This is a genomic window from Vreelandella halophila (assembly GCF_009856365.1).
Lineage (GTDB): Bacteria > Pseudomonadota > Gammaproteobacteria > Pseudomonadales > Oleiphilaceae > Halospina > Halospina utahensis_B.
Genome location: NZ_WMEX01000003.1, coordinates 269783 through 292248 on the forward strand (window position 1 = coordinate 269783; position 22466 = coordinate 292248).

25 protein-coding genes are annotated in these 22466 nt (G+C 60.3%); 10 read left to right on the forward strand and 15 right to left on the reverse strand.

Going from position 1 to position 22466, the window contains the following annotated elements; genetic code table 11:
* Positions 1-241 precede the first annotated feature (241 nt).
* From GLW01_RS06875 to GLW01_RS06890, 4 genes are read left to right on the forward strand one after another with little or no spacing between them, the layout of a single operon-like run.
* Positions 242-1108 (forward strand): hypothetical protein, encoded by an 867-nt coding sequence (locus tag GLW01_RS06875; RefSeq protein ID WP_160898601.1) that lies wholly within the window; start codon positions 242-244, stop codon positions 1106-1108.
* 9 nt (positions 1109-1117) lie between these two features.
* On the forward strand, positions 1118-1543 hold the full coding sequence (locus GLW01_RS06880; RefSeq protein WP_160898602.1) for a hypothetical protein: 426 nt from the start codon (positions 1118-1120) through the stop codon (positions 1541-1543).
* An 8-nt stretch (positions 1544-1551) separates the two neighbouring features.
* Positions 1552-1647, forward strand: a complete 96-nt coding sequence (locus tag GLW01_RS15840) for a type II toxin-antitoxin system RelE/ParE family toxin (RefSeq protein WP_353653835.1) — start codon at positions 1552-1554, stop codon at positions 1645-1647.
* The gene (locus GLW01_RS06890; RefSeq protein WP_160898603.1) at positions 1644-1925 is read left to right on the forward strand and encodes a helix-turn-helix domain-containing protein; all 282 of its coding nucleotides are present in this window, start codon (positions 1644-1646) and stop codon (positions 1923-1925) included. Before GLW01_RS15840 ends, GLW01_RS06890 begins: the two co-directional genes overlap by 4 nt.
* Positions 1926-2215: 290 nt before the next feature.
* Here the strand turns inward: GLW01_RS06890 and GLW01_RS06895 are convergent, their stop codons facing one another.
* Entirely contained in the window at positions 2216-2950 is a 735-nt protein-coding gene (locus GLW01_RS06895) for a DUF429 domain-containing protein (protein WP_160898604.1), read from the reverse strand.
* Between the two features lie 125 nt (positions 2951-3075).
* On the opposite strand from GLW01_RS06895, the gene GLW01_RS15500 reads away from it, so the two are divergent.
* Positions 3076-3243, forward strand: coding sequence for a hypothetical protein (locus tag GLW01_RS15500; RefSeq protein WP_202405604.1), 168 nt, complete (start codon positions 3076-3078; stop codon positions 3241-3243).
* Positions 3244-3352: 109 nt separating this feature from the next.
* Here the strand turns inward: GLW01_RS15500 and GLW01_RS06900 are convergent, their stop codons facing one another.
* Positions 3353-3844 carry a metallophosphoesterase family protein gene (locus GLW01_RS06900; protein WP_340162439.1) on the reverse strand — a complete coding sequence of 164 codons (492 nt, stop codon included), beginning with the start codon at positions 3842-3844 and terminating at the stop codon, positions 3353-3355.
* A 221-nt stretch (positions 3845-4065) separates the two neighbouring features.
* Here GLW01_RS06900 and GLW01_RS06905 point away from each other — a divergent pair, with 221 nt between their 5' ends.
* A complete protein-coding gene (locus GLW01_RS06905) occupies positions 4066-4302 on the forward strand; it encodes a YdcH family protein (RefSeq protein WP_151440931.1) in 237 nt (78 codons plus the stop codon).
* Between the two features lie 163 nt (positions 4303-4465).
* Here GLW01_RS06905 and GLW01_RS06910 read toward each other — a convergent pair whose 3' ends face one another.
* Genes GLW01_RS06910 through GLW01_RS06925 form a run of 4 tightly spaced genes read right to left on the reverse strand, consistent with a single transcriptional unit; the run spans position 4466 to position 7945 of the window.
* Complete coding sequence (locus GLW01_RS06910; protein WP_160898605.1) at positions 4466-5362, reverse strand: acyltransferase; 897 nt, start codon at positions 5360-5362, stop codon at positions 4466-4468.
* A 57-nt stretch (positions 5363-5419) separates the two neighbouring features.
* A complete protein-coding gene (locus tag GLW01_RS06915; RefSeq protein WP_160898606.1) occupies positions 5420-5887 on the reverse strand; it encodes a hypothetical protein in 468 nt (155 codons plus the stop codon).
* A gap of 34 nt (positions 5888-5921) precedes the next feature.
* Positions 5922-7478 (reverse strand): BCCT family transporter, encoded by a 1557-nt coding sequence (locus GLW01_RS06920; RefSeq protein WP_160898607.1) that lies wholly within the window; start codon positions 7476-7478, stop codon positions 5922-5924.
* Positions 7478-7945: a YbhB/YbcL family Raf kinase inhibitor-like protein gene (locus GLW01_RS06925; protein WP_202405605.1), complete on the reverse strand. Its 468-nt coding sequence runs from the start codon at positions 7943-7945 to the stop codon at positions 7478-7480. The genes GLW01_RS06920 and GLW01_RS06925 overlap by 1 nt, the downstream gene beginning before the upstream one ends.
* 224 nt (positions 7946-8169) lie before the next feature.
* Between GLW01_RS06925 and GLW01_RS06930 the strand changes: the two genes are divergently transcribed.
* Entirely contained in the window at positions 8170-9294 is a 1125-nt protein-coding gene (locus GLW01_RS06930; protein ID WP_160898608.1) for a hypothetical protein, read from the forward strand.
* Between the two features lie 27 nt (positions 9295-9321).
* Here GLW01_RS06930 and GLW01_RS06935 read toward each other — a convergent pair whose 3' ends face one another.
* The 5 genes from GLW01_RS06935 to GLW01_RS06955 all read right to left on the reverse strand — a co-directional run bounded on the left by GLW01_RS06935 (position 9322) and on the right by GLW01_RS06955 (position 15148).
* Complete coding sequence (locus tag GLW01_RS06935; RefSeq protein ID WP_160898609.1) at positions 9322-9765, reverse strand: response regulator; 444 nt, start codon at positions 9763-9765, stop codon at positions 9322-9324.
* The gene (locus GLW01_RS06940; protein WP_151440925.1) at positions 9762-10886 is read right to left on the reverse strand and encodes a sensor histidine kinase; all 1125 of its coding nucleotides are present in this window, start codon (positions 10884-10886) and stop codon (positions 9762-9764) included. The genes GLW01_RS06935 and GLW01_RS06940 overlap by 4 nt, the downstream gene beginning before the upstream one ends.
* Complete coding sequence (locus GLW01_RS06945) at positions 10879-12936, reverse strand: putative bifunctional diguanylate cyclase/phosphodiesterase (RefSeq protein ID WP_160898610.1); 2058 nt, start codon at positions 12934-12936, stop codon at positions 10879-10881. Before GLW01_RS06945 ends, GLW01_RS06940 begins: the two co-directional genes overlap by 8 nt.
* Before the next feature lie 131 nt (positions 12937-13067).
* Positions 13068-14579: an ATP-binding protein gene (locus tag GLW01_RS06950; RefSeq protein WP_160898611.1), complete on the reverse strand. Its 1512-nt coding sequence runs from the start codon at positions 14577-14579 to the stop codon at positions 13068-13070.
* A 125-nt stretch (positions 14580-14704) separates the two neighbouring features.
* On the reverse strand, positions 14705-15148 hold the full coding sequence (locus GLW01_RS06955; RefSeq protein WP_160898612.1) for a hypothetical protein: 444 nt from the start codon (positions 15146-15148) through the stop codon (positions 14705-14707).
* A 227-nt stretch (positions 15149-15375) separates the two neighbouring features.
* Here GLW01_RS06955 and GLW01_RS06960 point away from each other — a divergent pair, with 227 nt between their 5' ends.
* A complete protein-coding gene (locus GLW01_RS06960; protein ID WP_160898613.1) occupies positions 15376-16440 on the forward strand; it encodes an SDR family oxidoreductase in 1065 nt (354 codons plus the stop codon).
* A 10-nt stretch (positions 16441-16450) separates the two neighbouring features.
* Here the strand turns inward: GLW01_RS06960 and GLW01_RS06965 are convergent, their stop codons facing one another.
* Positions 16451-16885, reverse strand: coding sequence for a DUF488 family protein (locus tag GLW01_RS06965; RefSeq protein ID WP_160898614.1), 435 nt, complete (start codon positions 16883-16885; stop codon positions 16451-16453).
* A gap of 170 nt (positions 16886-17055) precedes the next feature.
* Between GLW01_RS06965 and GLW01_RS06970 the strand changes: the two genes are divergently transcribed.
* Both GLW01_RS06970 and GLW01_RS06975 read left to right on the forward strand, forming a co-directional pair.
* A complete protein-coding gene (locus GLW01_RS06970) occupies positions 17056-19410 on the forward strand; it encodes a DUF6351 family protein (RefSeq protein ID WP_160898615.1) in 2355 nt (784 codons plus the stop codon).
* Between the two features lie 233 nt (positions 19411-19643).
* Complete coding sequence (locus GLW01_RS06975; protein WP_160898616.1) at positions 19644-20375, forward strand: Crp/Fnr family transcriptional regulator; 732 nt, start codon at positions 19644-19646, stop codon at positions 20373-20375.
* Here GLW01_RS06975 and GLW01_RS06980 read toward each other — a convergent pair.
* From GLW01_RS06980 to GLW01_RS06990, 3 genes are all read right to left on the reverse strand, one after another.
* Positions 20370-21416, reverse strand: coding sequence for a diguanylate cyclase domain-containing protein (locus GLW01_RS06980; RefSeq protein ID WP_077528768.1), 1047 nt, complete (start codon positions 21414-21416; stop codon positions 20370-20372). The genes GLW01_RS06975 and GLW01_RS06980 overlap by 6 nt on opposite strands.
* 128 nt (positions 21417-21544) lie before the next feature.
* Positions 21545-22045, reverse strand: coding sequence for an NlpC/P60 family protein (locus tag GLW01_RS06985; RefSeq protein ID WP_160898617.1), 501 nt, complete (start codon positions 22043-22045; stop codon positions 21545-21547).
* 57 nt (positions 22046-22102) lie between these two features.
* Positions 22103-22426: an antibiotic biosynthesis monooxygenase family protein gene (locus GLW01_RS06990; protein ID WP_077528766.1), complete on the reverse strand. Its 324-nt coding sequence runs from the start codon at positions 22424-22426 to the stop codon at positions 22103-22105.
* Positions 22427-22466: the final 40 nt, after the last annotated feature.

Here is a 22466-nt window from a genome sequence, read left to right on the forward strand (position 1 = left end):
GGAATCATCGGTTTGGAAGATACGCTCGTCGTCACGGACACAGGGAAGACGACACCCCAAGGACGAAACAGATTCAAGGAGCGAGCCCACCATGCCCCACGTTGTAAGCGCCCCCTGCGGAATGAGCAGTCGCCGGCTGGCGGAACGCCACCTCCGGAGCAACGACGACGAGACCACCCGGCAACTCCAGGGAAACCTCGAACGGAATAACTCAAGTAAGCTCAGTAATGGCACCACCAAGATGCCGGCGCTGATCGTGACGCCGGATGGAACCCGGGTGAGCGAGCAGGAGGAAACCGAATGCGATCGCTTGAGCAAAGACCTGGATCGGCTCCAGAGGCGGCTTGGCCAGGAGAACTACCGCAAGCTGGCTGAGCTTACCAATACCACCGGGCCAGAGGCGCTCAGCGTTGTTATGGCGGCCGAGCGGTGGGTTCAGAAGCATAAGGACTCACTGTCTATGGGCCTGGGACTGACAGGTGGTGCGGTTTCCGGTGCAAAAAGCCGACTGGATGACTTCGGCAAATCCCTGGCCCAGTACGAGGATGCCCTTAACACCTACCTGCTCAGTAAGCATTCCCCGGCTGCACAGCGTGCTAAAGCAAGAGAGGCAGCTCAGCGAGCTTTTAAGGATCTCAACGGGCGCTTTGCGGCGGAACTGGAGACAATGGCCCAGAATTCCCGCTACAAAAGTTGGGTGCACAATCCTTTCCGGAGTTTCGCTGGCGGGGTTGAGGCCTCCTTCAATACCAGTGGTAGCCCTATAAGTTCCCTGCCCGAGACACAGAGGCTTAATATCGGCCTGGGGGCAACGCGGGTACTGGGCAAAGGGGCTTTTGGACTTGATCTTGTAGCTAGAGGCTATCGGGTCGCGTATAGCGACAACAAGGACTATACCCTCGCCAAAGAAGCAGCAACCTTTGCAGTTTCCGGGCTTGTCACTTCTATCGTCGTTCGAGGAGCTGCGTTTGGGCTTACCTTGGTTCTGGGGCCGAGCGGGCTTGTACTACTGATCACTTTAACCAGCATTGGCGCACTTACAGCCTACAACACTGATCTGATAGCCCGTGATTTGTTCGACGATACGGCTGAAGCCCTCCTGAAATAGGATAGCTCTATGATTTTTGCCTCGAATCCCTGTGACAGCCTGATTCTGGGATATCTGATTCCGATTGCCATGCTGCCACTGATCCCGATGATGGCTCTGGCTTACCCGCTACTCGGTCGCCATTTTGACCCGATGATCCAGCATCGCGAGTCGATTGATTTCTACATGGGGCCATTGGGGACATATCTCATACGTCCTGGTGGATATGCTCTTTTCATCGTCATGAACATGGACTGGAAAAAGCTTGAGGAACGTGCCACACGCCGTAATCCGGACGTAAACCCTATGGGTCCCACAATTCGGACCTACGGGAGTATTGATTTCAAAAGCGAGGCGAACGCCTTTCAGATCGGATTCAGCTGGCTTTATATCCTGCTGGTAGCGCTCACCGTAGTGCTCGGCTTCATTTATACGTTCTGCAAGCACTTTCTTTGAGCGGAGCAGTGGTTCTCCATAAATTCATGAAGAAGGATCAGAAAATACCTGCTAAGGACATAAAGCTCGCGCGAGAGCGCATGAAGGAGGTGAAAAAACGATGAGCCTCGATACGCTTAAGAAGGAGGCCCTTCAGGACGACAAAGTGAAGGCCGAGTACGACAAGCTGGCTCCGGAATTTGAGCTGATTGACCAACTCCTTTCCATGCGTAATAGCGCGGGCCTGACCCGGCAGGAACTTGCTGAACGCATGGGGACGCAGAAATCCAACGTGAGCAGGTTGGAGCACGGACGGAGCAACCCGAGCTGGAGGATGCTCACCCGCTATGCGCATGCCTGTGGTTATGAGCTAAAACTAACGACACTGGAGCGCTCAGCGTAACCGCTGTCATCGCTCCAGCGTCCCCTTGAATTCCCCAGCACCTGAAGCTCTCCAAAGGTTCTTATTCCATCAGCAGGCATGTTGCACTCTACTAGGGTCAATCCGGGACTTTGGCGATTATGGACGTCTCTGGGAGGCGTGAACAGCGCACACTAGGGCCAGCTCCTACCTACCTCTGGTGTCTTGCCATACGCTACCGGCGAACTGCCAAGAAATCCTTGGTAGTTGCCAACCGACTCGGCACCTAAAGCGTTACCATTGCAGCTGCAAAAACCAGAAAGCTACTGGCCTCAACACTCTTTAACCCATATCCACCCTTCCTTGGTGGCCAGGGCCTGGTCTTCTGGCCCCATCACCTTTCCCCACAGAAAGTCGTGGGCGGCAAGCAGGCAGATCACCGCATCTAATGCATCTGACTTACTTTCCATGGCCGGAATCGGCACATCAATCCTGATGAGGGAACCAACGGCGTGAGCCACACGCTCTCGCGCCTCTTGGCCTTTGGCGGCCTTATACCCGGTACTTTCAATCCCGTGAGCCACCAGGGTTGCGGCAGGATAGACTTCGATGGCGCGCAGTCCCTCGACCTCCGGCTGCCAAGCCAGTGTGATCGGCCGCTGCAGTAAATGGCGCAGGGATTCCAATAACTCAAGCGCGGCATGCGCGGTCCGGGCAATTCGGTCAGCACCCACATCCAGGGACTGTTTACCGATTCGCTCGCGGATGAACCGGTCTGTTTCTCTTCGGAACAGGTAATTGGCGCTGCCAGCCAGTGAGTCACCGGCATTGTGATTCACCAGCGACTGCGCCATTGGTTCGGGCCAGCCCAATGGGGCATCCATCGCAAGCAGGGTCGGCCCGCTTCGGTTGGAAAGCCAATCCGCAATCGCCTGCGCCGGGAGCAGATCATTGCTCCCCAGTGCCGCTCCCTCGACAACGGTGCCATTCTCCGAGAAGGTGCCAAAAGCGTAGCCGACATTCCTGGGGTCGGAGGCGCAGTCAATGCCGACGATATTGATGGTCATACTGGTTCGCCACGGTTATGAAATACGTTCTCCTTGACCTGAGAGGCTCCTATTCGCCTCTCAAATCCACGCCAGCATTTCTGCTATAATGCTTTAAAGAGAGACTAAAGGCTCAGGAGGCTCCTGTGGCTACAACGGCTAGTCGCAAAAATCGTCGTGATGTAACTCGCGCGTCCATTCGACGTTCTGTTGCCAGTTCCACTGCCATTGAAACGGGTGAGAGCATTCAGGCCCTGGAAACCAAGCTCAAGCGCAACCGCAAGAAATACAGCCACATCACGCTGGCAAGCTAAAGGCGAGGCGCCTGCTTACTGGCAGATATCCAAAGCCTGCCGCACGAAACTGCGACTATCCCCTTCGCTGTAGTCCAGCGTTCCGAAACCTGCCTGCGCTGACATGACACTACTTACGCTTTCGGGGCCCAGGAACATCCAGTTCCTGAATATGACACTCAACACCGCTCTCGGTAACCCGTAGTCGTCCAACCGTAACAGGCAGGCTGAAGCGGCGTGGGCCCGCGCTACCCGGGTTGAAATAGAGCACGCCATCCTGGATCTCATTGAAGGGTTTGTGGGAGTGCCCGAACAGGACGACATCGCAGGATCTGTCCGGGAGTAGGGTCTCGATGTCCTGATGACGATGGACCATCTGGATACGTAGGCCGTTAACGGTGAGCTCCTGCGTTTCCGGATAGACCAGGGCCCAGTCCCCGTGGTCCACGTTGCCCCGTATCGCCACGACCTGCGCCTGCTCGCTCAGGGCATCCATAACCCCTGGCTTGCCGATGTCACCCACGTGAAGAATCAGCTCACAGTCGGCCAGAGCACTCAGGGCCTCGGGCCTCACCTGGCCATGGGTATCCGCAATGACGCCGATATCACTGCTTATGCGCACGGTTTTCCTCTCCCAATTCCAACAAGACTACGGGGTCCACCCTAAGCTTCGCTCCGCGTCATCTTCGTTAAGATGATCTCGTCATCTTTCATCCGAAAGAGCATGCACCAGCCAGAGTTGCCAGGATTGAGAATCTGCAACGACAGCTCTCCGCAGTGATGGCAGACTGGTGATTGCGATCAAAAACTTTGACGCCAATCACCGAGTAAGATGGAGACCCTATGAGTCACACCCCGCACGAACTGGCGGAAGAATTCCCGGAACACACCGATCGCATCTCTGAGCTCAAACAGTCGGACGCACACTTTGCCGAACTGGTGGATGAGTACCACGAAATAAACCGCACCATTCACCGTATGGAAACGGAAGTTGAGCCGGTGGCCACGCCCACAGAGGAAGATGCCCGCAAAAAGCGCGTGGCGCTTAAGGACCAGATTGCGGCGTACCTCAACAAGTAGCCCAGCGACAGCCGAGCCGCGACCGGGCTCGCGCTGACCGAAAGCACCGCCGGTTCCACCCGGCGGCCTTATCTACCTGAGAGTCCCCCATCCGCCTCTCAAATCCGCGCCACCATTTCTATTAGGGTGCTTTAAAGGGCTATCTGGAAAAGCTGCCGGAGCGCTAATCCTTTGATTTCAGCTCATCGAGCAACTGATCCTTGCGCTCCCAAAGTGCTTCCTGCCACTGCTTGACCTGTTGGCGGTGGTTTTCATCCTCGTTGTAATTGCCGCCCAGCAGATGCTGTGGAATGGGCACCTGCTCAACACGGATGACGATATGGGTGACCCGCCCGCACATGAATTCCCAGAGCCCGGGGCGGCCGTTGGGGTAGGCAATGGTAATGTCGAGCAGAGTGGAGAGGGTGTCGCCCATGGCTTCCAGAACGAAGGCGGTGCCGCCGGCTTTGGGGCGCAGCAGATGCTTGTAGGGGGATTTCTGGCTGTCGTGTTTCTCGGGGGTGAAGCGGGTACCTTCCGGGAAGTTCATCACGCTGACCGGGGTATAGCGGAATTTCTCACAGGCGCGGCGGGTGGCCTCCATGTCCTCGCCGCGTTTCTCCGGGTGTTTCTGCAGATACTCCCGGGAATAGCGCTTCATGAACGGAAAGTCGAGTGCCCACCAGGCCAGCCCGATCACCGGCACCCAGATCAGCTCCTGTTTGAGGAAGAACTTCAGGAACGGAATGCGCCGGTTGAAGATGTGCTGCAGGGCGAAAATATCCACCCAGCTCTGATGGTTGCTCATCACCAGGTACCAGCCCTCGCGGCTGAGCCCTTCCACCCCGGAGACATCCCAGGTGGTGCGGTGGGTGAGGCGCATCCAGCCACTGTTGCAGGCCACCCAGCACTGCGAGATCCCGATGATCAGGCGCGTGCAGAACACCCGCCAGGCACGGATCGGGATGATCAGCTTCAGTATGCCCGGGATATAGAGCAGCACACACCAGAAGACGGTGTTCACCGCGAGCAGCAGGGAGTTCAGTACGCCGAGTAAGGGTTTGGGGAGAAAGTTGAGCATAGAGCAAGCCGGCCATCGAATGATTCATCGCCATTGTTCGATGAGTTGGGCCAGGGATCAATGGGGAGCAGCCAGGTTGTTGGCCTTGATCACGCTGCGGATGAGCCGGATGTAGCCTTCACCCTTGGCGGAGTATTTCTCAAGACCCGCTGCAAGATCGCTCCCCTCCGGGGCCTGGCCTTTGTTGCGCGCCTGAGCCCGCCGTTCCCTCAACGGTTCGTAGACCGGATGGCTGTTCAGGTGGTGGATGTAGTCATTGACGGCTTCCACAATGGGCGCGAGGTAATCGAAGAAAGCCTCCTTGCGCTCGGGCCCGGCGGGGATGTCCAGAAAGGCCGGCATCGATTGGGCTCCGGCGCCCTCGTCAATCCGGGGTGGAATGGCAACCTGTTCGGATTCAGGTGTCGTGGCTTCTGTCGTGGCTTCCTCGCTCTCCTCCACGCCGTTGTCACAGGCGGAGAGAGCGATGACAACACCGACCATGAACGCGGCCGACAGGTATTGGCGCCTTTTGTGACTCAACATGTATGCTCCCGGATCAATGGTATGTTCATCGGCCTCACCCCCAGGGCGGTTCGACACCCTCAACACGATACTCCCGCTTCAGCGCCCGCTGCAGGTTGATACAGGCGAACGCCAGAATCACTGCCACAGGCAGACCGGCCGTTACTGAAGCCGTCTGCAGGCTGTCGAGCGCACCCGCGCCGCCCACCAGAAGCAACGTGCTCGCGACCAGGCCCTCTGTAATCCCCCAGATCACGCGCTGACGACGTGGTGAACGCTTGCTGCCCCGTGAGATCAGTGCGTCCACCACGTGTGTGCCCGAGTCAGAAGACGTGACGAAATAGGTTGCGATAAGCAGTGTGGCAAGTGCCGAGGTAATACCGGCCAGGGGAAGCTGCTCCAGGGTCACGTACAGTGCCACTGTGGTGTCTTCAGCGACGGCCTCGGCGATGCCACCGCCGCCCTGCCCCAATGCCATCTCGAGGGCGGTGCCACCGAAGGTGGCCATCCAGACGAGCACGAAGGCGGTTGGCATCATCAGCACGCCCACGATGAACTCGCGGATGGTTCGGCCATGGGAGATCCGGGCGATGAAGATGCCCACGAAGGGGGACCAGGCAATCCACCATCCCCAGTAGAAGATGGTCCAGCTCTTCTGCCATTCGGAGCCGCCCATGGGGTCGGTGGACAGGCTGAGCTCAATGAGCTGTGTCAGGTAGCCTCCGGTCGCATCGAGCAGGAAGCGGATAATGAAGAGCGTGGGTCCCAGCGCCAGGACGAACAGCAACATGACGAGGGCAAGCCCGAGGTTGAACACACTCAGCCACTTGAGGCCACGGTCCAGGCCGGAAATCACCGACAGAACCGCGACCCCGGTAATAAAACCGATGATCCCCACCTGGGACCACTTGGACACCGGCAGGTCCACCAGCACATTGAGCCCGGTGTTGAGCTGCATGGCGCCGAAGCCGAGCGACGTGGCGAGGCCGAAGAGCGTTCCAAACACGGCCAGGATGTCGATGAGGTGGCCGATGGGCCCGTAGATCCGATCGCCCAGCAAGGGGTAGAAAATCGAACGGATGGTCAGTGGCAGGTGATGGCGGTAGCTGAAATAGGCAACCGAGAGTCCCAGCACAACATACACCGCCCAGGCATGCAGCCCCCAATGGAAGAAGGTGTAGATCATCGCCTGGCGTGCCGCCGCTGGTGTTCCACCCTCCCCCGTCGGCGGATTCTGGAAATGGAGAATGGGCTCGGCGATGCTCCAGAAGACCAAGCCGATCCCCATGCCGGTGCTGAACAACATGCTGAACCAGGCGGCTTTACCGAATTGGGGACGGGCGTCGGGCTCGCCCAGTCTGATGCTTCCGTAGCGGCTGAACAGCAACCAGACCAGAAACCCCAGGAACACCGTGACAGCCAGCAGGTACACCCACCCCAGATACTCGGTAATAAATCCCTGGATCTCCCCAAACACCCGCCCTGCCGTCTCGGGAGCGCCCACACCAAACAGCACGAAGCCCACGACAATGACCGCGGAGGCGACAAAGACTGTCGGATTGACCGTTGAAAAGAAACGCTCTGGTCTGGCTGGTCGAAGATCGCGTGCCATCAGTCCTTCCCACCGTTTTTTTCAGAGGGATTGGCATCAACGATGCCGTTCAGGGCGGCTTGATCGAGAACATGCGCCTTCATGGCCCGCTCAAGTGCAGGACGGGTGGCACCAGCCTCCAGCTTTAGCTTGGTGTCCAGGGCCAGCACCGAGAACCGATAGTGATGGCGCCCCTCAGGGGGGATGGGACCCAGGTAGCCTATCTTCCCGAAGCTGTCTCTGCCGATGCAGCATTCCGCCGGCAGATTCACCGCGTCCAGTGATTGGGTATCGGGTGGAATGTTCCAGGCCATCCAGTGCGTGAGCGTGCCCAGCGGAGAGTCCACGTCCTCAATCATCAGTACCAGGCTGCATGCCCGCTCAGGAACATCCTGGATTTGAAGCGGAGGTAGTTCGTTCGCCTTCGGGGCCGTGTATTGCCAGGGAATGGGATCACCTTCGGAAAATGCTGGGCTGGACAAACGCATGGTTCCTGCTCCCTTCCATCTATAATCACGCCCCAAGTGCGAACGCTGGCCACTTTCGGCTTACTCTACACTATTGGCAAAACCTTAAAGTACTGGAAAATAGCACATGATGGCCGGCTGTAAGCTCCTGCTCTGTGTCTGCAGGTTTCAGGCACAAGCAGGAGAGCCGAAATGACCCTGGGAGCTTTGTTCAAGCGAGGCTCCCCCATATTGATGAACCCCAGATGCGATACCTGCAAACCCTCACCACGCTAACCGTAATCCTGGCCATCTCCGCCGCGCCCACCTGGGCTGCCGAGACGCTCAAGACCAACCGCCAATGGGATGTATTGCCCTCGCCGAATGGAGACGAGGGGCGGCAAACCCTGGCGGCGGCCGCGCAATCCCTGGCCTCGCTGGATGTGACGCTGGCGGCGGAGCCACTGACAGAGCAACGGCTGAGCCGGTTGGCGGCCACACCAGCGGAGGCCCCCCTCATCCGTGCGCTGCGGGAGTCACTCGGCCAGGCCATTGATCGGCGGGACTTCCTGTTGTTCCTGGACGATGTGGCCCGAGCCCAGCCGGAACGCGTGCGTGTGCACTCCGGGCGTGCGCGGCGGGCGGGCATCCTTCTGCACCCCGATGACGTCTTCAAAGGCGAGCCCCGCCGTTACGGCGGTCAGACGCTGGCTATCGCGCCACCTCCTCGGCCCCCCGATCTCGATCCCGCACCGGACGGCGCGCCGCTTGGTGAGCGCTGGAGCGCACGTTATCCCAATCCACCCGATGAGACGGAGCGCCTGCGGGCGCTGGAGGCGGCAGGCGGCGGCGACTTCCGAGAACGCATCGAACAGCTGATTGACCAGCTGCGTGACCAGGGGGCCGAGGTCCACGTGCTGTCCACCGTCCGCCGGCGCGAGCGGGGGTATCTGATGTATGGGGCCTTCACCCTGAGCCGGGCCAGCACCCGGGCGCAGGTGGAGCAACGGACCGAGGAACTGGATCGACTCAACCGGGAATGGGGTCTGGATATCCCCATCCAGTGGCAGCATCCGGATGGCTGGCGGACCACCATTGAGGCCGCAAAAGAGATGGCTGAGGCCTATAACGTGGTCTACGCCACGCGCCACGGCGCGCGCCATTCCAACCATTACGGTGCCGGGGCCATTGACCTGTCGGTGACCCGCCTGCCACGAAACCTGCGGCTGCAGGCACCGGACGGTGCGGAGCGGACCTTCGATCTAAACGGGGCCGACGAGCCACGGGACCTCAACCTTACCCCGCGTCTCATCGAGTGGATCGAGGCGCACTACGGTGTCCGCAAACTCCGATCCGACTATCCCCACTGGGGGAACGCCAGCGGGGACTAGGATCACTGCCCTCGAAGCGTACCGAACTCAACGCTCGCTTGGCAGAACCGCCACATGTTGCCAGAACCCTTCAACGGCTTCTGCGATCCGATAGAACTGTGAGAGCCCGAGAGGCTTGGTGATGTAGCAGTTGGCATGCAGTTCGTAACTGGTGTTGATGTCTTTCTGGGCCTGGGAGGAGGTGAGCACAATCACCGGCAGTACCTTGAGCTCCGGATCGCTCTTGATGGCCTCCAGAACTTCGCGCCCGTCCATACGGGGCAGATTGAGGTCGAGCAGGACAAGATCCGGCCTACCCCCCTCTCCATACTCGCCCTCCTGGCGCAGGAAACGCATGGCGTCCTCGCCATCCCTGACCGGGTGCAGACGAGTGCCATTACCGGTCTCGGCGAAGCTTTCCAGGATCAGGTCCACATCCGCAGGGTTGTCCTCAACCAGCAGAATTTCGAGCGCCTCGGATTGTGGCTTCATGGGGATTCCCCTTTTCCGGTGCGCGGCGTCTTTGGAAGTGAGAAATGGAAGCGCGTACCCGTTCCGTGCTGGGACTCGAACCCGATCCTGCCACCATGGCGCTCCACAATGCGCTTGGCGACAGCCAGACCAATCCCCGTCCCGGGGTAACGGTCCCGTTCGTGCAGACGCTGGAATACCTGGAAGACCCGTTCCGCGTACTGAGGGTCGATGCCGATGCCATTGTCCTGAATATGGAAAAGCCATTCGGCCGGCTTTTCCTCACAGGAGACATGAACCCGGGCCGGCTCTTCCCCGTGGAATTTCAGGCCGTTGAAGATAAGGTTCTGGAACAGCTGGACCAGCATGGATTCGGAGGCCCTGACCGTTGGCAGTTCATCCCAGGTTATGCTCGCCCCGGGCTGTTCAGCCAGCGTGACACTGAGCAGGTTGAGCACGTGGTTGACCACGGCATTGACGTCCACCTGGGAAATCTCCAGCTCACCCCGCCCCACCCGTGAGTACAGCAGAAGGTCATCGATGAGCAGCTGCATCCGCTCCGCCCCTTCCACCACGTACTTCATGGCCTTGGCACTCTTTTCGTCCAGATCCTGCCCGAGGTGGCGTTCCATCAGCTCGGTGTAGCTGCGCACCATGCGCAACGGCTCCTGGAGGTCGTGGGAGGCAACATATGCGAACTGCTCCAGCTCGGCATTGGAACGCGCCAGCTCATCGGCCTGACGCGCCAGCGCCTCCTCGGCCTGCTTGCGGTAGGTGAGATCAATGATGGCGCTGAGCACATGGGTGCCATCCGGCATGTGGATGGGGGTGAGGCCCACTTCGATGGGAATTTCCTCACCGTCCCGGCCCATGCCGTAGAGATCACGGCCCTGCCCCATCATCCGGGGCTCGGGCGTGGCCAGGTAACTTTCCCGGTACTTATGGTGGGAGCCCCGAACGGAGGCGGGAACCAGCATCTCGACGGAATTGCCCAGGAGTTCCTCTCGCTCGTACCCGAACAGCCGTTCCGTGGCGCGATTGACCAGAACGATTTCCCCGGCGGGGTTCACCAGTACCAGGGCCGAGGGTGATGCGTCGATGATGTCCCGGTACCGCTGGATTTCCGCCTCGAGCTCATTCATCGCCCTCCCTCCCGGCCGACCTCAGCCAGCCATGGAACTGGGAAAGCTCAACGGGCCTGCCGATATGGAACCCCTGCAGATAATCGCACCCGATACCGCGCAGGAACGCCTGCTGCTCATCATTTTCCACCCCTTCAGCGACCACTCGCAGGCCCAGTGCCCGGGACAGGCCCAGAAGGTTCTCGATGATGGCCTCAGTCTGGCGGTTGCTGCCGATCTCCATGACAAAGCTGCGATCAATCTTGAGTACGTCGACTGGCAGCTTGCGGAGATAGCTGAGTGAAGAGTAGCCGGTGCCGAAATCATCAATGGCAATGGAGACACCGAGCTCCCGCAGCCGCCGAAGGGTTTCACAGGTGCGCTCAAGATCCGCCATGATGGAGCTTTCGGTCAGCTCCACCTCAAAGTTCCCCGGAGGCAGTCCAGTGGACTCGAGGACACCGGCGATCTGGTCAAAGAGCCCCGGGTCGTACAGCTGGCGCATGGACACGTTGACCGCCATCCGCAGTGTAATCCCCAGTTCCCGCTCCGTCGCGACGGCCATTTGCGCCGCCTGCTTCATAACCCAGTAACCAACACGCTCGATGAGCCCCACATCCTCCATCACCGGGATGAAGTCCGCCGGGGACAGGACCGGGATGGTGTCGCCGGGCCAGCGCAGCAGGGCCTCGACGCCTACGGCCTGCCCGTCCGACGCGCGTATCTGGGGCTGATAGGCCAGCCACAGGGTCTCGTCCGCAACGACCTGGCGCACGGCCTGCTCCCGCACAAGCCGGGTCTCCACATCACGCTGCAGCTGTTCCGAGAAAAACTGGTAGTGATTCTGCCCCCGCTCCTTGGCCTGATACATGGCGGTATCAGCCGCGGAGTACAGTTCCTGGGCGCAGCTACCGCAATGGGGATAAGTGGCGATACCGATACTCAGCCCAACCCCGACACTGCTTTCGCTCAACCTCACAGGTTCGCGAAACACCTCAATGAGTTTCTCGGCAACGTGGGCTGCATCATCAGGCTGTTCAACATCCGAAAGCACCAGCGCGAATTCATCGCCCCCCAGGCGCGCGATAAAGTCACTGCTTCGACTGTTCTGGCACAGGCGCTCCCCGACGAGTTGCAGCAGCTCGTCACCGGCACTGTGGCCCAGGGTGTCGTTGATGTTCTTGAAGTGATCCAGATCGATGTAAAGCACGGCCACCATGCCGCCTTCACGGTCCACATGGGCAATCAGGCGGTCGGTGTGATCGAAGAAATGGTTCCGGCTGTTGAGCCCTGTCAGCTGGTCGAACTGCACCAGCTGTTTCAGTTTCCATTCGACCTTCTTGCGTTCGGTGATGTCGTGGTAGGCGACGAGTGTTGCCGGAGTCTCATTCCAGTCGAGCGTTGCCCGGCGCACCTCGGCCACACGCCCCCCAACCAGCTCCAGTTCTTCACCTTCCTCTCCCATGAGGTCCTGGCTCAGCTGGGTACCGATGTCCTCAGGCGCCCTCAGCCCAAGCATATGGCTGGCCGCCTGGTTGAGAAAGAGCAACTGAAGGTCCTCACCCATAACCACCATGCCGTCCGGATTCGTCTCCAGGATCCGCGCATACTGGGTCTGAAGGCGATGGCGCTCCATGGCGTGGCGGATGGCCTGGGAAAGAACCGCGGCGCTGAGATCCTGTTTGGCGCAGAAATCCTGGGCATGCTCGCGGATAACGCGGACGCCCAGCTGCTGATCACGGCTGCCCGTGAGCACAATGATGGGAATCTCAGGGGCAATGGCCCGGAGTTTGATTACAGAGGTTACGCCGGAGCTGTCGGGCAGTCCCAGATCCAGCAACACGATGTCGACAGCATGCTGTTCAAGCAGCGGCTCGACCTGGGCAAGCTGGCTGGCATGCAGAACGTTCGCCCGGGAACCAAAAGCATCGGCCAGATAGAACTGGCACAGATCCGCATCCGCAGGATTATCCTCGATCAACAGGATCGTGAACGCATGCCCACGGCCGGAACCTGCACTGGCTCCCTGCCCGGAATCACCGCTGGTAAAACTGTATTGGGTTAGATTCATCGATACCGCCCGCCCCCGATCAAAGTCCCTGGCCGACCCCAACCTCTGCAACCAACGTAGCCCTCTTTGAGATGCAGTTCAAACGGTGGCGGGAGCCGGTAATGTCCGTGCAGACCACGGTTGATGCGGGATCAGGTGCCCGCCAGGGGCAGGCGGACCCTGACCGTTGTGCCCTGGCCCTGCTCGGACTCAACCGCGATATCACCTTCCATCGCAAACACAAGCTCCCGAACGAGGCTCAACCCCAGGCCCGTGCCACTCTGGTTACGGCGTTTGTCACTGCTGTCCGCCCTCGCGAACCGGTCGAAGATCTGGTCCCTGAAAGAGGCGGGGATGCCCGTACCTTCATCAATCACGAGTACCTGTGCCCAGTCCCATCGCCGCTGAATGCCGACTCTGATGACCTGCCCCGGGTCTGAGAACTTGATGGCGTTGGAAAGCAGGTTGTCCATGATCTGGAGAAACCGCTGACGGTCAACGCGGACATTCACGTCCGCCGCATCGCATTCGATCTCACAACGCAGGACCAACTCATCCTGGCCGGCGAGGTGTTCGTTATTTTCGACCGCCTGCTGGACCAGCTCCGGCAGCTGTTCAAGCTCCAGGTTCAGGTCCATTCGAGCGGCATCAAGCCGAACGATGTCGAGAACATCATCCACCAGGCTCTGGATCCGGATCAGGTTCCGGTTGGCCAGATTGAACAGCGAGGCGGCCTTGGGGTCTTCCGCGTACTGCTTCTCAAGAAGACCCACGGCGCCACGGATGGAGGTCAGTGGTGTGCGCAGCTCATGACTGACAGTGTGAATGAACTCGGTCCGTTCCGCCACGCTGCGCGCCTGGAGCTCGCGGGCCATCTGGCTTGACCGCCACCAATGCCAACCCACAACCCCGAAGATCAGACTGAGCCCCCAGAGCGCGCTGCGCGCCACCCAGAGCGATGAGGCATCGATCCTCTCACGCATGATCATGCGCCAACGGAGGTCGCCGGGCAGTGTAACCTCCAGCGACTGGTTGACCGCAGGTTTGCCCACCTCCAACTGGCCCGCGATCGTCTCGTTGCCTTCAGACGTAAGCCTGACAAGCTCATAAACGCCCGAGTGCGTCTCCATAAAGCGCTCAATCACCGCAATGACCGAGTCAAATTTCATGACGGTACTGATCATGCCCCAGTACTCATCGTCCACAAACACAGGGCGGCGGTAGATCAGGCCGCGGCCTCCCTGGACCAGATCCACCGGCCCCACCAGCTTAGCCTCACCGGTACGCATGGCAGTCTCAACACTATCCCACTGATCTGGGAGATCGCGGTATGCCACGCCAACTACATCCTGGTTTCCCTTTTTCGGAAATACCGCCGTAATCCGGTTGTCTGGCGCGATTCCGATATTGCGGAGATGACGTGTTTGCCCAAAAAGCGCAGCCATCCAGCTTTCAATTTCACCGTAATCCGGCTGGCCGTTCTGGCTCTGGATGAAACTCGCCAGACCAATGGTGATGTAGAGGCCTTCGCTGATCTCGGCTTCCATCAGCGCTCGCGCATCGACCAGCTGAGAAAGGAGCTCCTTTTCGGTTTCTGCTCTGTGATTGGCATCGAATTGCCAGATCAGAAGCTCGCCAACCGCAACGAGGAGAGCAACGCCCATCGACACGATCAGCCACCGTCGGGCGGCGGGTCCTTTGAACAGGCGAGGGAATATGGACGTTACCGGCATGAGGGTGTGCGATTCCTGCTGTCATCAGGTTTCAGCATAGTGCCCAATGGCAGCGTCTACCAGATCGCGATCAGGCCCCCGGAACCCAGCACCAGGGCCCCGCCCACTTCCGCCAAGATCAACAGCCCCATGAACCCGTGAATTACCCAGGGTGGCAGGGTTGTCTTACCCAGGCGGTGCGGCTTGCGCATCTGGTTGCTGGTGTCCTGCAGGAGGCCATGAACGATGTAGGTGCTGATCGCGAACGCAAAGAAGCTCAATGCCGCCACCGCTGCCAGGGTGTTCAGCCAGCCGGGATAGATGCTGTAGCGCGCAAAGGTTGCCAGCACCAGCGCGGCGAAGCTGTACATCAGTGAGCTGCGATGGGCGATGTCCACGTACCGCGGCGCGGTCGCCTTGGGGCTGGCGGTCATGGCCGCGTACTTCCAGATCCCGGTCAACAGGCCGGTCATGAGGAAGATGAAGGCTGCCGTGAGACTGATTTTTTCTGCAAGGGGCATTGGTGTCGTTCCTGAGCGATTCACTCGATGTGAGCCGAAAAACGGACGTATTCGGCTCACCCAATGAGCCGAATAGCACTCATAATCGGCTCATCCTTTCACGAAGTCTGCATCATTTCCCATGTCCGGACTGACGGTCGGCTTAGACAAACAGAACCGGTATGCTGTCCAGCGACACGCTTCACGAACCTTCGACGCACTTTGAGATGCCCTAAGGAGACCGGGTCATGACGGATCAGACACAACCCACCACGGTACTGGTAACCGGCGCTACCGGCTATGTGGCCGGCTGGCTGGTGAAGGCGCTGTTGAAGGAGGGGCATACCGTTCACGCGGCGGTGCGTGATCCCTCGAACAGGGATAAGGTGGCCCACCTCGATGCCCTGGCGGCCGAGCAGCCCGGTGAGATCCGGTATTTCCAGGGGGATCTGCTGGAGGATGGCTCCTACCATGACGCCATGCAGGGCTGCGAGATTGTCTTCCACACCGCCTCGCCCTTCATTGCCAGCGTGGCGGACCCGCAACGCGACCTGGTGGACCCGGCCGTTAAGGGCACGCGCAACGTGCTCAACAGCGTGAACGCCACTGAGAGCGTGCGCCGCGTGGTGCTGACCTCCAGCGTCGCGGCCATCTACGGCGACAACGCAGACATGGCCAACAGCAGAACCGGCGTCTTCACCGAGGCGGACTGGAACACCTCATCAAACCTCGAGCACCAGCCCTACTCCTACTCCAAGACCGAAGCGGAAAAGGCCGCCTGGGAAATCGCGGAGCAGCAGAGCCGTTGGGAGCTGGTCACGGTGAACCCATCACTGGTGCTCGGCCCGGGCATCAAGCCGGACGCAACCTCCGAGTCCTTCTCCATCTTCAAGCAGATGGCAGACGGCACTCTCAAGCCGGGTGCGCCGGACCTGGCGTTCGGCCTGGTGGACGTGCGTGATGTGGCCGAAGCCCACGTGCGCGCCGCCTTTACACCCGAAGCGAAGGGCCGTTACATCACCTCAGGCCACGACTCGAGCCTGATGGGGATCGCTTCCATCCTGCGGGAATCCTTCGGAAACGACTGGCCCTTCCCTAAGCGCACTCTGCCTAAGTCCCTGCTCTGGCTGGTAGGCCCGCTCGCCAACAAGGCGCTCACCCGTAAGTTCATCAGCCGCAACGTGGGCTACCCGGCCTCGTTCGATAACACGAAGAGCAAAAAGGAACTGGGCATGAGCTACCGGCCACTTCCGGAGACAGTGGATGAGATGTTCCAGCAGATGCTGGATGCAGGCTCCATCCGCAAGCGCTAGCGGCCGAGACTCATGGCAACAGATCCCTTATCTCAAGGTCCGCTCTAGCCTGCACCCGCTCCCCGATCAGCAACCGGTGGCACTGCCGGGGATCGCGCTCGTAGCACATCATGCAGGGGGATTCAGTCCGGGCCAGGTCGATCAGGCTTCTGAGCGCCTGCTGGGCGGGGTCAGTATCCAGGTGCGCTTCATAGAGCCGGTTGAATGTGGCCGTGTCGCCCTGCCGGGCCGCGTCCCGGGCGGTTTCCGGTGCGCCCAGTACCGGCCAGCTTTCATAGCCAATGCCATGCTCGGCCAACGCGGGCCCAAGATGCTTATAGGCAAATTCACGGCGCCGGGAATGGGGCTGGGCCCGAACATCGATCAGGCGCGTAACGCCCACCTGGCTCAGCGCCTCCGCAAACTCCGGGAATCCGGATCTCTCATAGCCAATCGTGAATAACATTCAGTCGCTCACCTCGCCTTTCCGTTACCGGCTGCCATCATGCATAAAGAGACTCGACGGATGATTAACGTCCGTTTAAAGTCGATGGCAAGCGCGTTGTGTTTCCAGGATGAAGTCGGGCAGTTGTCGGGCGCTTTACAGGGAGTATTCCATCATCGGGGGAAACGACAATGCCAAGAATAATCGTGTCCGCGTGCCTTACCGCCACCATCATGGCGGCTCTCCTCTTCAGTGCCACCACGGCGCTTGCCATGGGGCCTTTCAGGCTGCCACCCGGCCTGCTCTGGAACATCGAGCTCTCCGTTCTCTCCAGCGACCCGCAGCAGGTGACCGGCGGCGACGCCCGGATTGCCATCAAGGCGCCCCCGGGGCAGCGCAAACGGCTCTCTCTGACGCTGAACGGCTCCCCAGTCGACCTGAATACGTTCAAGGCCAGCCGTTGGCGGCTGGAGGGCGTCATCGAGGGCCTGAATGAGGGCGACAATGAGCTGAACCTGGTCCACGACCGTTTCGGCCACGTCCGAACACTGACCCTGACCAACCACCCGGTTTCCGGTCCGGTCTTCTCCGGCCCGCAGCAGTCGCCCTTCATCTGCATGACGCCCAGCGAATTCGGCATTGAACCCAAAGTGGATGCCGCAACGCCCCCAGGCTTCAGGGTCTATAACGACGCCGGCGACACCGTGATCGGCTACAGCAGGAACTGCGCCATCGAGCCCTTCATCACCTACTCCTACCGCACCACGGGCGGCGAATGGCGGGACTGGCCGGAAGACGGAGAGCGCCCGGCAGACCTGGCGCAGACTGAGACCATTGACGGAAATACCGTCGACTTTGTGGTGCGCGTAGAACGCGGGACCATCAACCGCTTCATCTACAGCTACGCGATGCTGGTGGACCCGGAGCGCATCGGCAATGACGACGGGACCGATACGCACCGCTGGAACGGGCGCCTCGTCTACCAGTTCCAGGGCGGCGTCGCCATCGGCCATACACAGGGCGAGTGGTCCCAGCGCCTAGCCATGAACGAGGACGTGCTCGGGCTGGGCCACGCCATTGCCTACTCCACCGGCAACAGCACGGACGTGCACTACAACCTGCAGGTGGGCGGCGAGACCGCACTGATGACCAAGGAACGCTTCATCGAGCGTTATGGCGTGCCGAAGTACACCGTCGGTCTTGGTGGTTCCGGTGGCGCCATCCAGCAGTACGTCTACGGCCAGAACCATCCGGACCTGCTCGATGCGGCCATTCCCCAGCGTTCCTATCCGGACATGGTCACCCAGACCATCCACGTGGGTGACTGCGAGCTGCTGGAGCACTACATGGATGCCACGGACCGCAACAACCCGTTCTGGCAGGTCACGGACAACCGCAGCCTGCTGGTGGGGCTGAACGCTACCAACTTCCTCGGCAATCCCTTCTTCGACATCCAACGTGCGCTGGGCTTTGCCGCCGCCCCGGGCATGACCGAGTGCGTACCGGCCTGGCGGGGCCTGTCACCACTGGTGCTCAATCCCAACTTCGGCGGCGTGCCGGAGATGCAGCGCTGGGAACCCCAGTCCGACATCGCGGAGATCGAGTGGACCCACATGGATGACCTGCGCCACACCTACGGCATCGGCGAGGACGGTTACGCCAATCGCGCCGTGGACAACGTGGGCGTGCAGTACGGACTGGAAGCATTCCGCAGCGGCGAGATCGGGGCCGATCAGTTCCTGAAGGTCAACGCGGAGGTGGGCGGCTGGAAGCCGAGCAGCGAAGCCGTCCAGGAGGGCTTCCCCTTTATCGGCGAGCCCACACCGGCCAACTTCGACCCCTGGAGCCGTCGGAACATGATGCTCAGCGATAACGGCGAGCCGGCACCACGCCACGAAGGCGACCTGGAGGCAATCCGTTCTCTCTATGAGACCGGTATGATCTTCCATGGCGACATCCGGATGCCGATCCTGGATATCCGGGACTACATGGAACCCATCCTGGACATGCACAACGCCCACCAGTCCTTCGCCACCCGCCAGCGCATCCGCAATGAGATGGGAACGGCCAGACACCAGACGATCTGGTTCGCCAGTATCGGCCCCAAACCCTACCCGGGCTCCCAGTTCAATATGACGCTGAAGGCGCTCCGGGTGATGGACGAATGGATGGGGAATATCCTGCGCGACCCGAAACGGCGTATCGCCCGTAACCGGCCGGAGACAGCGGTGGATACCTGCTTCGGCTATCAGGGCAATGTCATTGCCTCCGGCAGGAACGTCTGGAGCGGCATCCTGGATAACGGTGGCGAAGGCGCCTGCACCCGGGAATTCCCGGTCTACACCACGTCACGCATTGAGGCGGGTGGCCCGATTACCGGGGACGTGTTCAAGTGCCAGCTCAAGCCGGTTTCCAGGGCGCTGAACGATGGCACCTACGGCAGCCGCCGCTTCACACCGGAACAGGTCGAGCGCCTGACGGCGATCCACCCCCAGGGTGTCTGCGATTACAGCCTTCCCGATGCCGGAAGGCCGGCCAATCTTTAACGCATCAGCCGGGGCCGATCCATTCGGCTCCGGCATTCCCCACCCCCGCATAAGATGCCCGCTCATGACGTTAAGGGCTCAAACCACTCGATTTGTGGCCTCTATCGCAAATAATCACCCATAACGGACCATAAACTGTCCTATAGTGGTACCAGAAGAGCGCTTCTCGCATTAAGCCTCCCTGAATGATTCGGATACCCGGTGCCGGGTACCCCTGACGTATCGAGGTCAGCATGTCGCCCCACAGACCGCCCGCTGCGGAGCCAACCGACAATCGCCTGCTTGCTCAATTGACGCCGGAAGCCCGGGAAAGCCTCATTCCGCATCTCAAGCTGGTCGAGCTCAAGCTGGGCGATGTTATCTATGAGGCCGACCAGGATCTGGAGTACGTCTACTTCCCCACAGACAGCATCATTTCCCTGCTCTATGTCATGACCAATGGTGCCTCGGCGGAAATCGCGGTCGTCGGCTACGAGGGACTGGTGGGCATTGCTGTCTTCATGGGTGGGGAGAGTACCCCGAGCCGGGCCGTGGTCCAGAGTGCCGGTTCCGCCTACCGCCTGCCAGCCGCTGAGCTGAAGCGGGGGTTCAACCGGGATCCGGATATGCGCATGACCTTGCTCCGCTACACACAGGCGCTGATCACGCAGATGTCACAGACTGCGGTATGCAACCGTCACCACACCATTGAACAGCAGCTGTGCCGTTGGCTGCTGCTTTCCCTGGATCGTCTGCCGACCAATGAACTGGTCATGACTCAGGAGTTGATCGCCAATATGCTCGGCGTCAGGCGTGAGGGCGTCACAGAGGCGGCCGGCAAGCTTCAGCGTTCCGGGGTTATTGAGTATTCACGTGGCCGCATCTGGGTACTGGACCGGGAGACCCTGGAGCAGATGTGCTGTGAATGCTATGCCACCGTCAAGCGTGAAACGGATCGGCTGCAGGGGATCCTGGCACCCTCATGAGCGCCGGACCAGTGAACCCGCCATCCGTGATGGACTCCCGGTGCTCCGGGGCGTGGTAGCGGCTGCCACCTTCGCCCGGGACAGGGACTTGCGAGCGTACATGGCGTCATCCGCTCGGTGCAGCAGTGTCTCCATGGTGAGGCCATCATCGGGGAAGACGCTGATGCCAATGCTCAGTGTCAGTGTAGTTCCATACCCTTCCAGCAGGCCGGGCTCCGAAATGGCCCGCCGCAGTTTCCTGGCCATCCGCCCAGGGTGACCGAGGCGGTCTATGTCACTGAGCAGCACGATAAACTCATCACCCCCGTAACGGCAGACAGTGTCGGTTTTCCGAACACAGCTCGACAGAATCCGCGCCAGGCTCACCAGCAGCTCATCTCCAGCCTGATGACCCAGTGTGTCGTTCACTTCCTTGAAGTTGTCGAGATCCACGAACAGCAGCGCCACCTTGCGCTGATGCCGCTTGGCAAGTGCTGTGGCATGGTCGAAGCTTTCGCTGAGGGCGGTGCGGTTGAGCAGTCCGGTCAGCGCATCATGGCGGGCCAGATAGGCCATCCGGTCCGTCATCGCCTGGGAGAACTTCACGTCGTGAAACACGATGACAGCCCCACAGACCCGCCCCTGCCGATTATGGATGGGCGCTGCCGAATCCTCGATCGCCACTTCCTCACCTTCTCGGTCGATGAGGAGGGTGTTGGCGGCGAGCGCAACGATGCAGTCTTCCTGAATGGCCCTCTCGGCCGGATTACCGACGGGCTCTCGGGTGGTGGCATCCAGAACCCGGAAGATCGTGGTAAACGGCTTCCCCCTGGCGTCTTCGAACAACCAGCCGGTCATCTGTTGCGCGACGACGTTCATGTAGGTAATGCGACCGGCGACATCCGTGCTGATCACGGCATCACCAATTGAATCAAGCGTTACCCTGGCCCGCTCACGCTCCTCGAACAGCATGGCCTCAATACAGGAACGGGAGGGCTCCAGCAGCCTGTGGGGATTGGCGCCATCCGGCGTATAGGGTACAAAACCTGCATAGTGGGTCATGCCTTCGACCTCCGAGCACCCCTGAAATGGGATCTGAAATCAGGATCGTAGAAGAATGCCGGACCGGTGTCCGTTCGGTACCACACGCAGATCCGGCATTGGCACTCATAGAAGGCTTGTTCTGGCCGTTAATCGCCGCTCAACCGGCGCGAATGCCAGTAGTTGGAGGCCCAGTAGCGGTTGTTGAGGTTGGACAGGGAGACACCCTGGCTCGAGGAAACGTGGAAGAACTGCTGATCCCCCGTGTAGATGCCCACATGGCGCGTCTTGTAACCGGTCTTGAAGAACACCAGGTCCCCCGGGCGCAACTGGTCACGGCTTATGGTGCGCCCCACTGTGGCCTGTCGCCGGGTGGTGCGGGGGATATCATGCCCGAGGCGGGCCAGGAAGGTCCGGTGCACGAGCCCGGAGCAGTCCACGCCATTCTGGCTCATGCCGCCCATGCGGTGCGGTGTGCCCTTCCACTTGGCGTACTGGTCCATCAGGATGCTGTGCACGGTCTGCCGCTCGGTCAGGTCCACGGCATCGCCCCGGGACGTGACAGGAGTGGGCTTCTGAAGGGAACCGCCGGTGCTGGCGCAGCCAGCAAGGGTGAGAAGCGCCAGGGCGCAGAGGATCTGTCGGGTCATAGCTCAGATTTCCGTGTTCTGTAACCCCATGTTAGCCGTAACGGCGAGGCTGACAAGTTACGATTCACCTCCGCCCGGCGGCATCACCACCCATTCGGGCTCATCGAACTCACCGATGGGGCGGATATCGCACAGGTGGGAGGCACTCCGGATGATCTCGGCCACCCTGGGATGCTGCTCCGACTCCATGGCATCCCGGTCCGCCTTGCTGTCCCATTCGGCAATGGCGATCAGCACATTGGGGTCGTCCATCTTCCGGTGCAGCGCTGTGCCCCGAGCGCCGGCGGCCTGCTGGATGATCTCGCTCGCCCGCACCCAGGCATCAGCGTACTCCTCCGCCGTGTGGCCTTCGCGGATATGGACCTCAAACAGGTATTTCATTGTGCCTCCGGTATTGTGGCTTCACATCCCCCCAGACTAA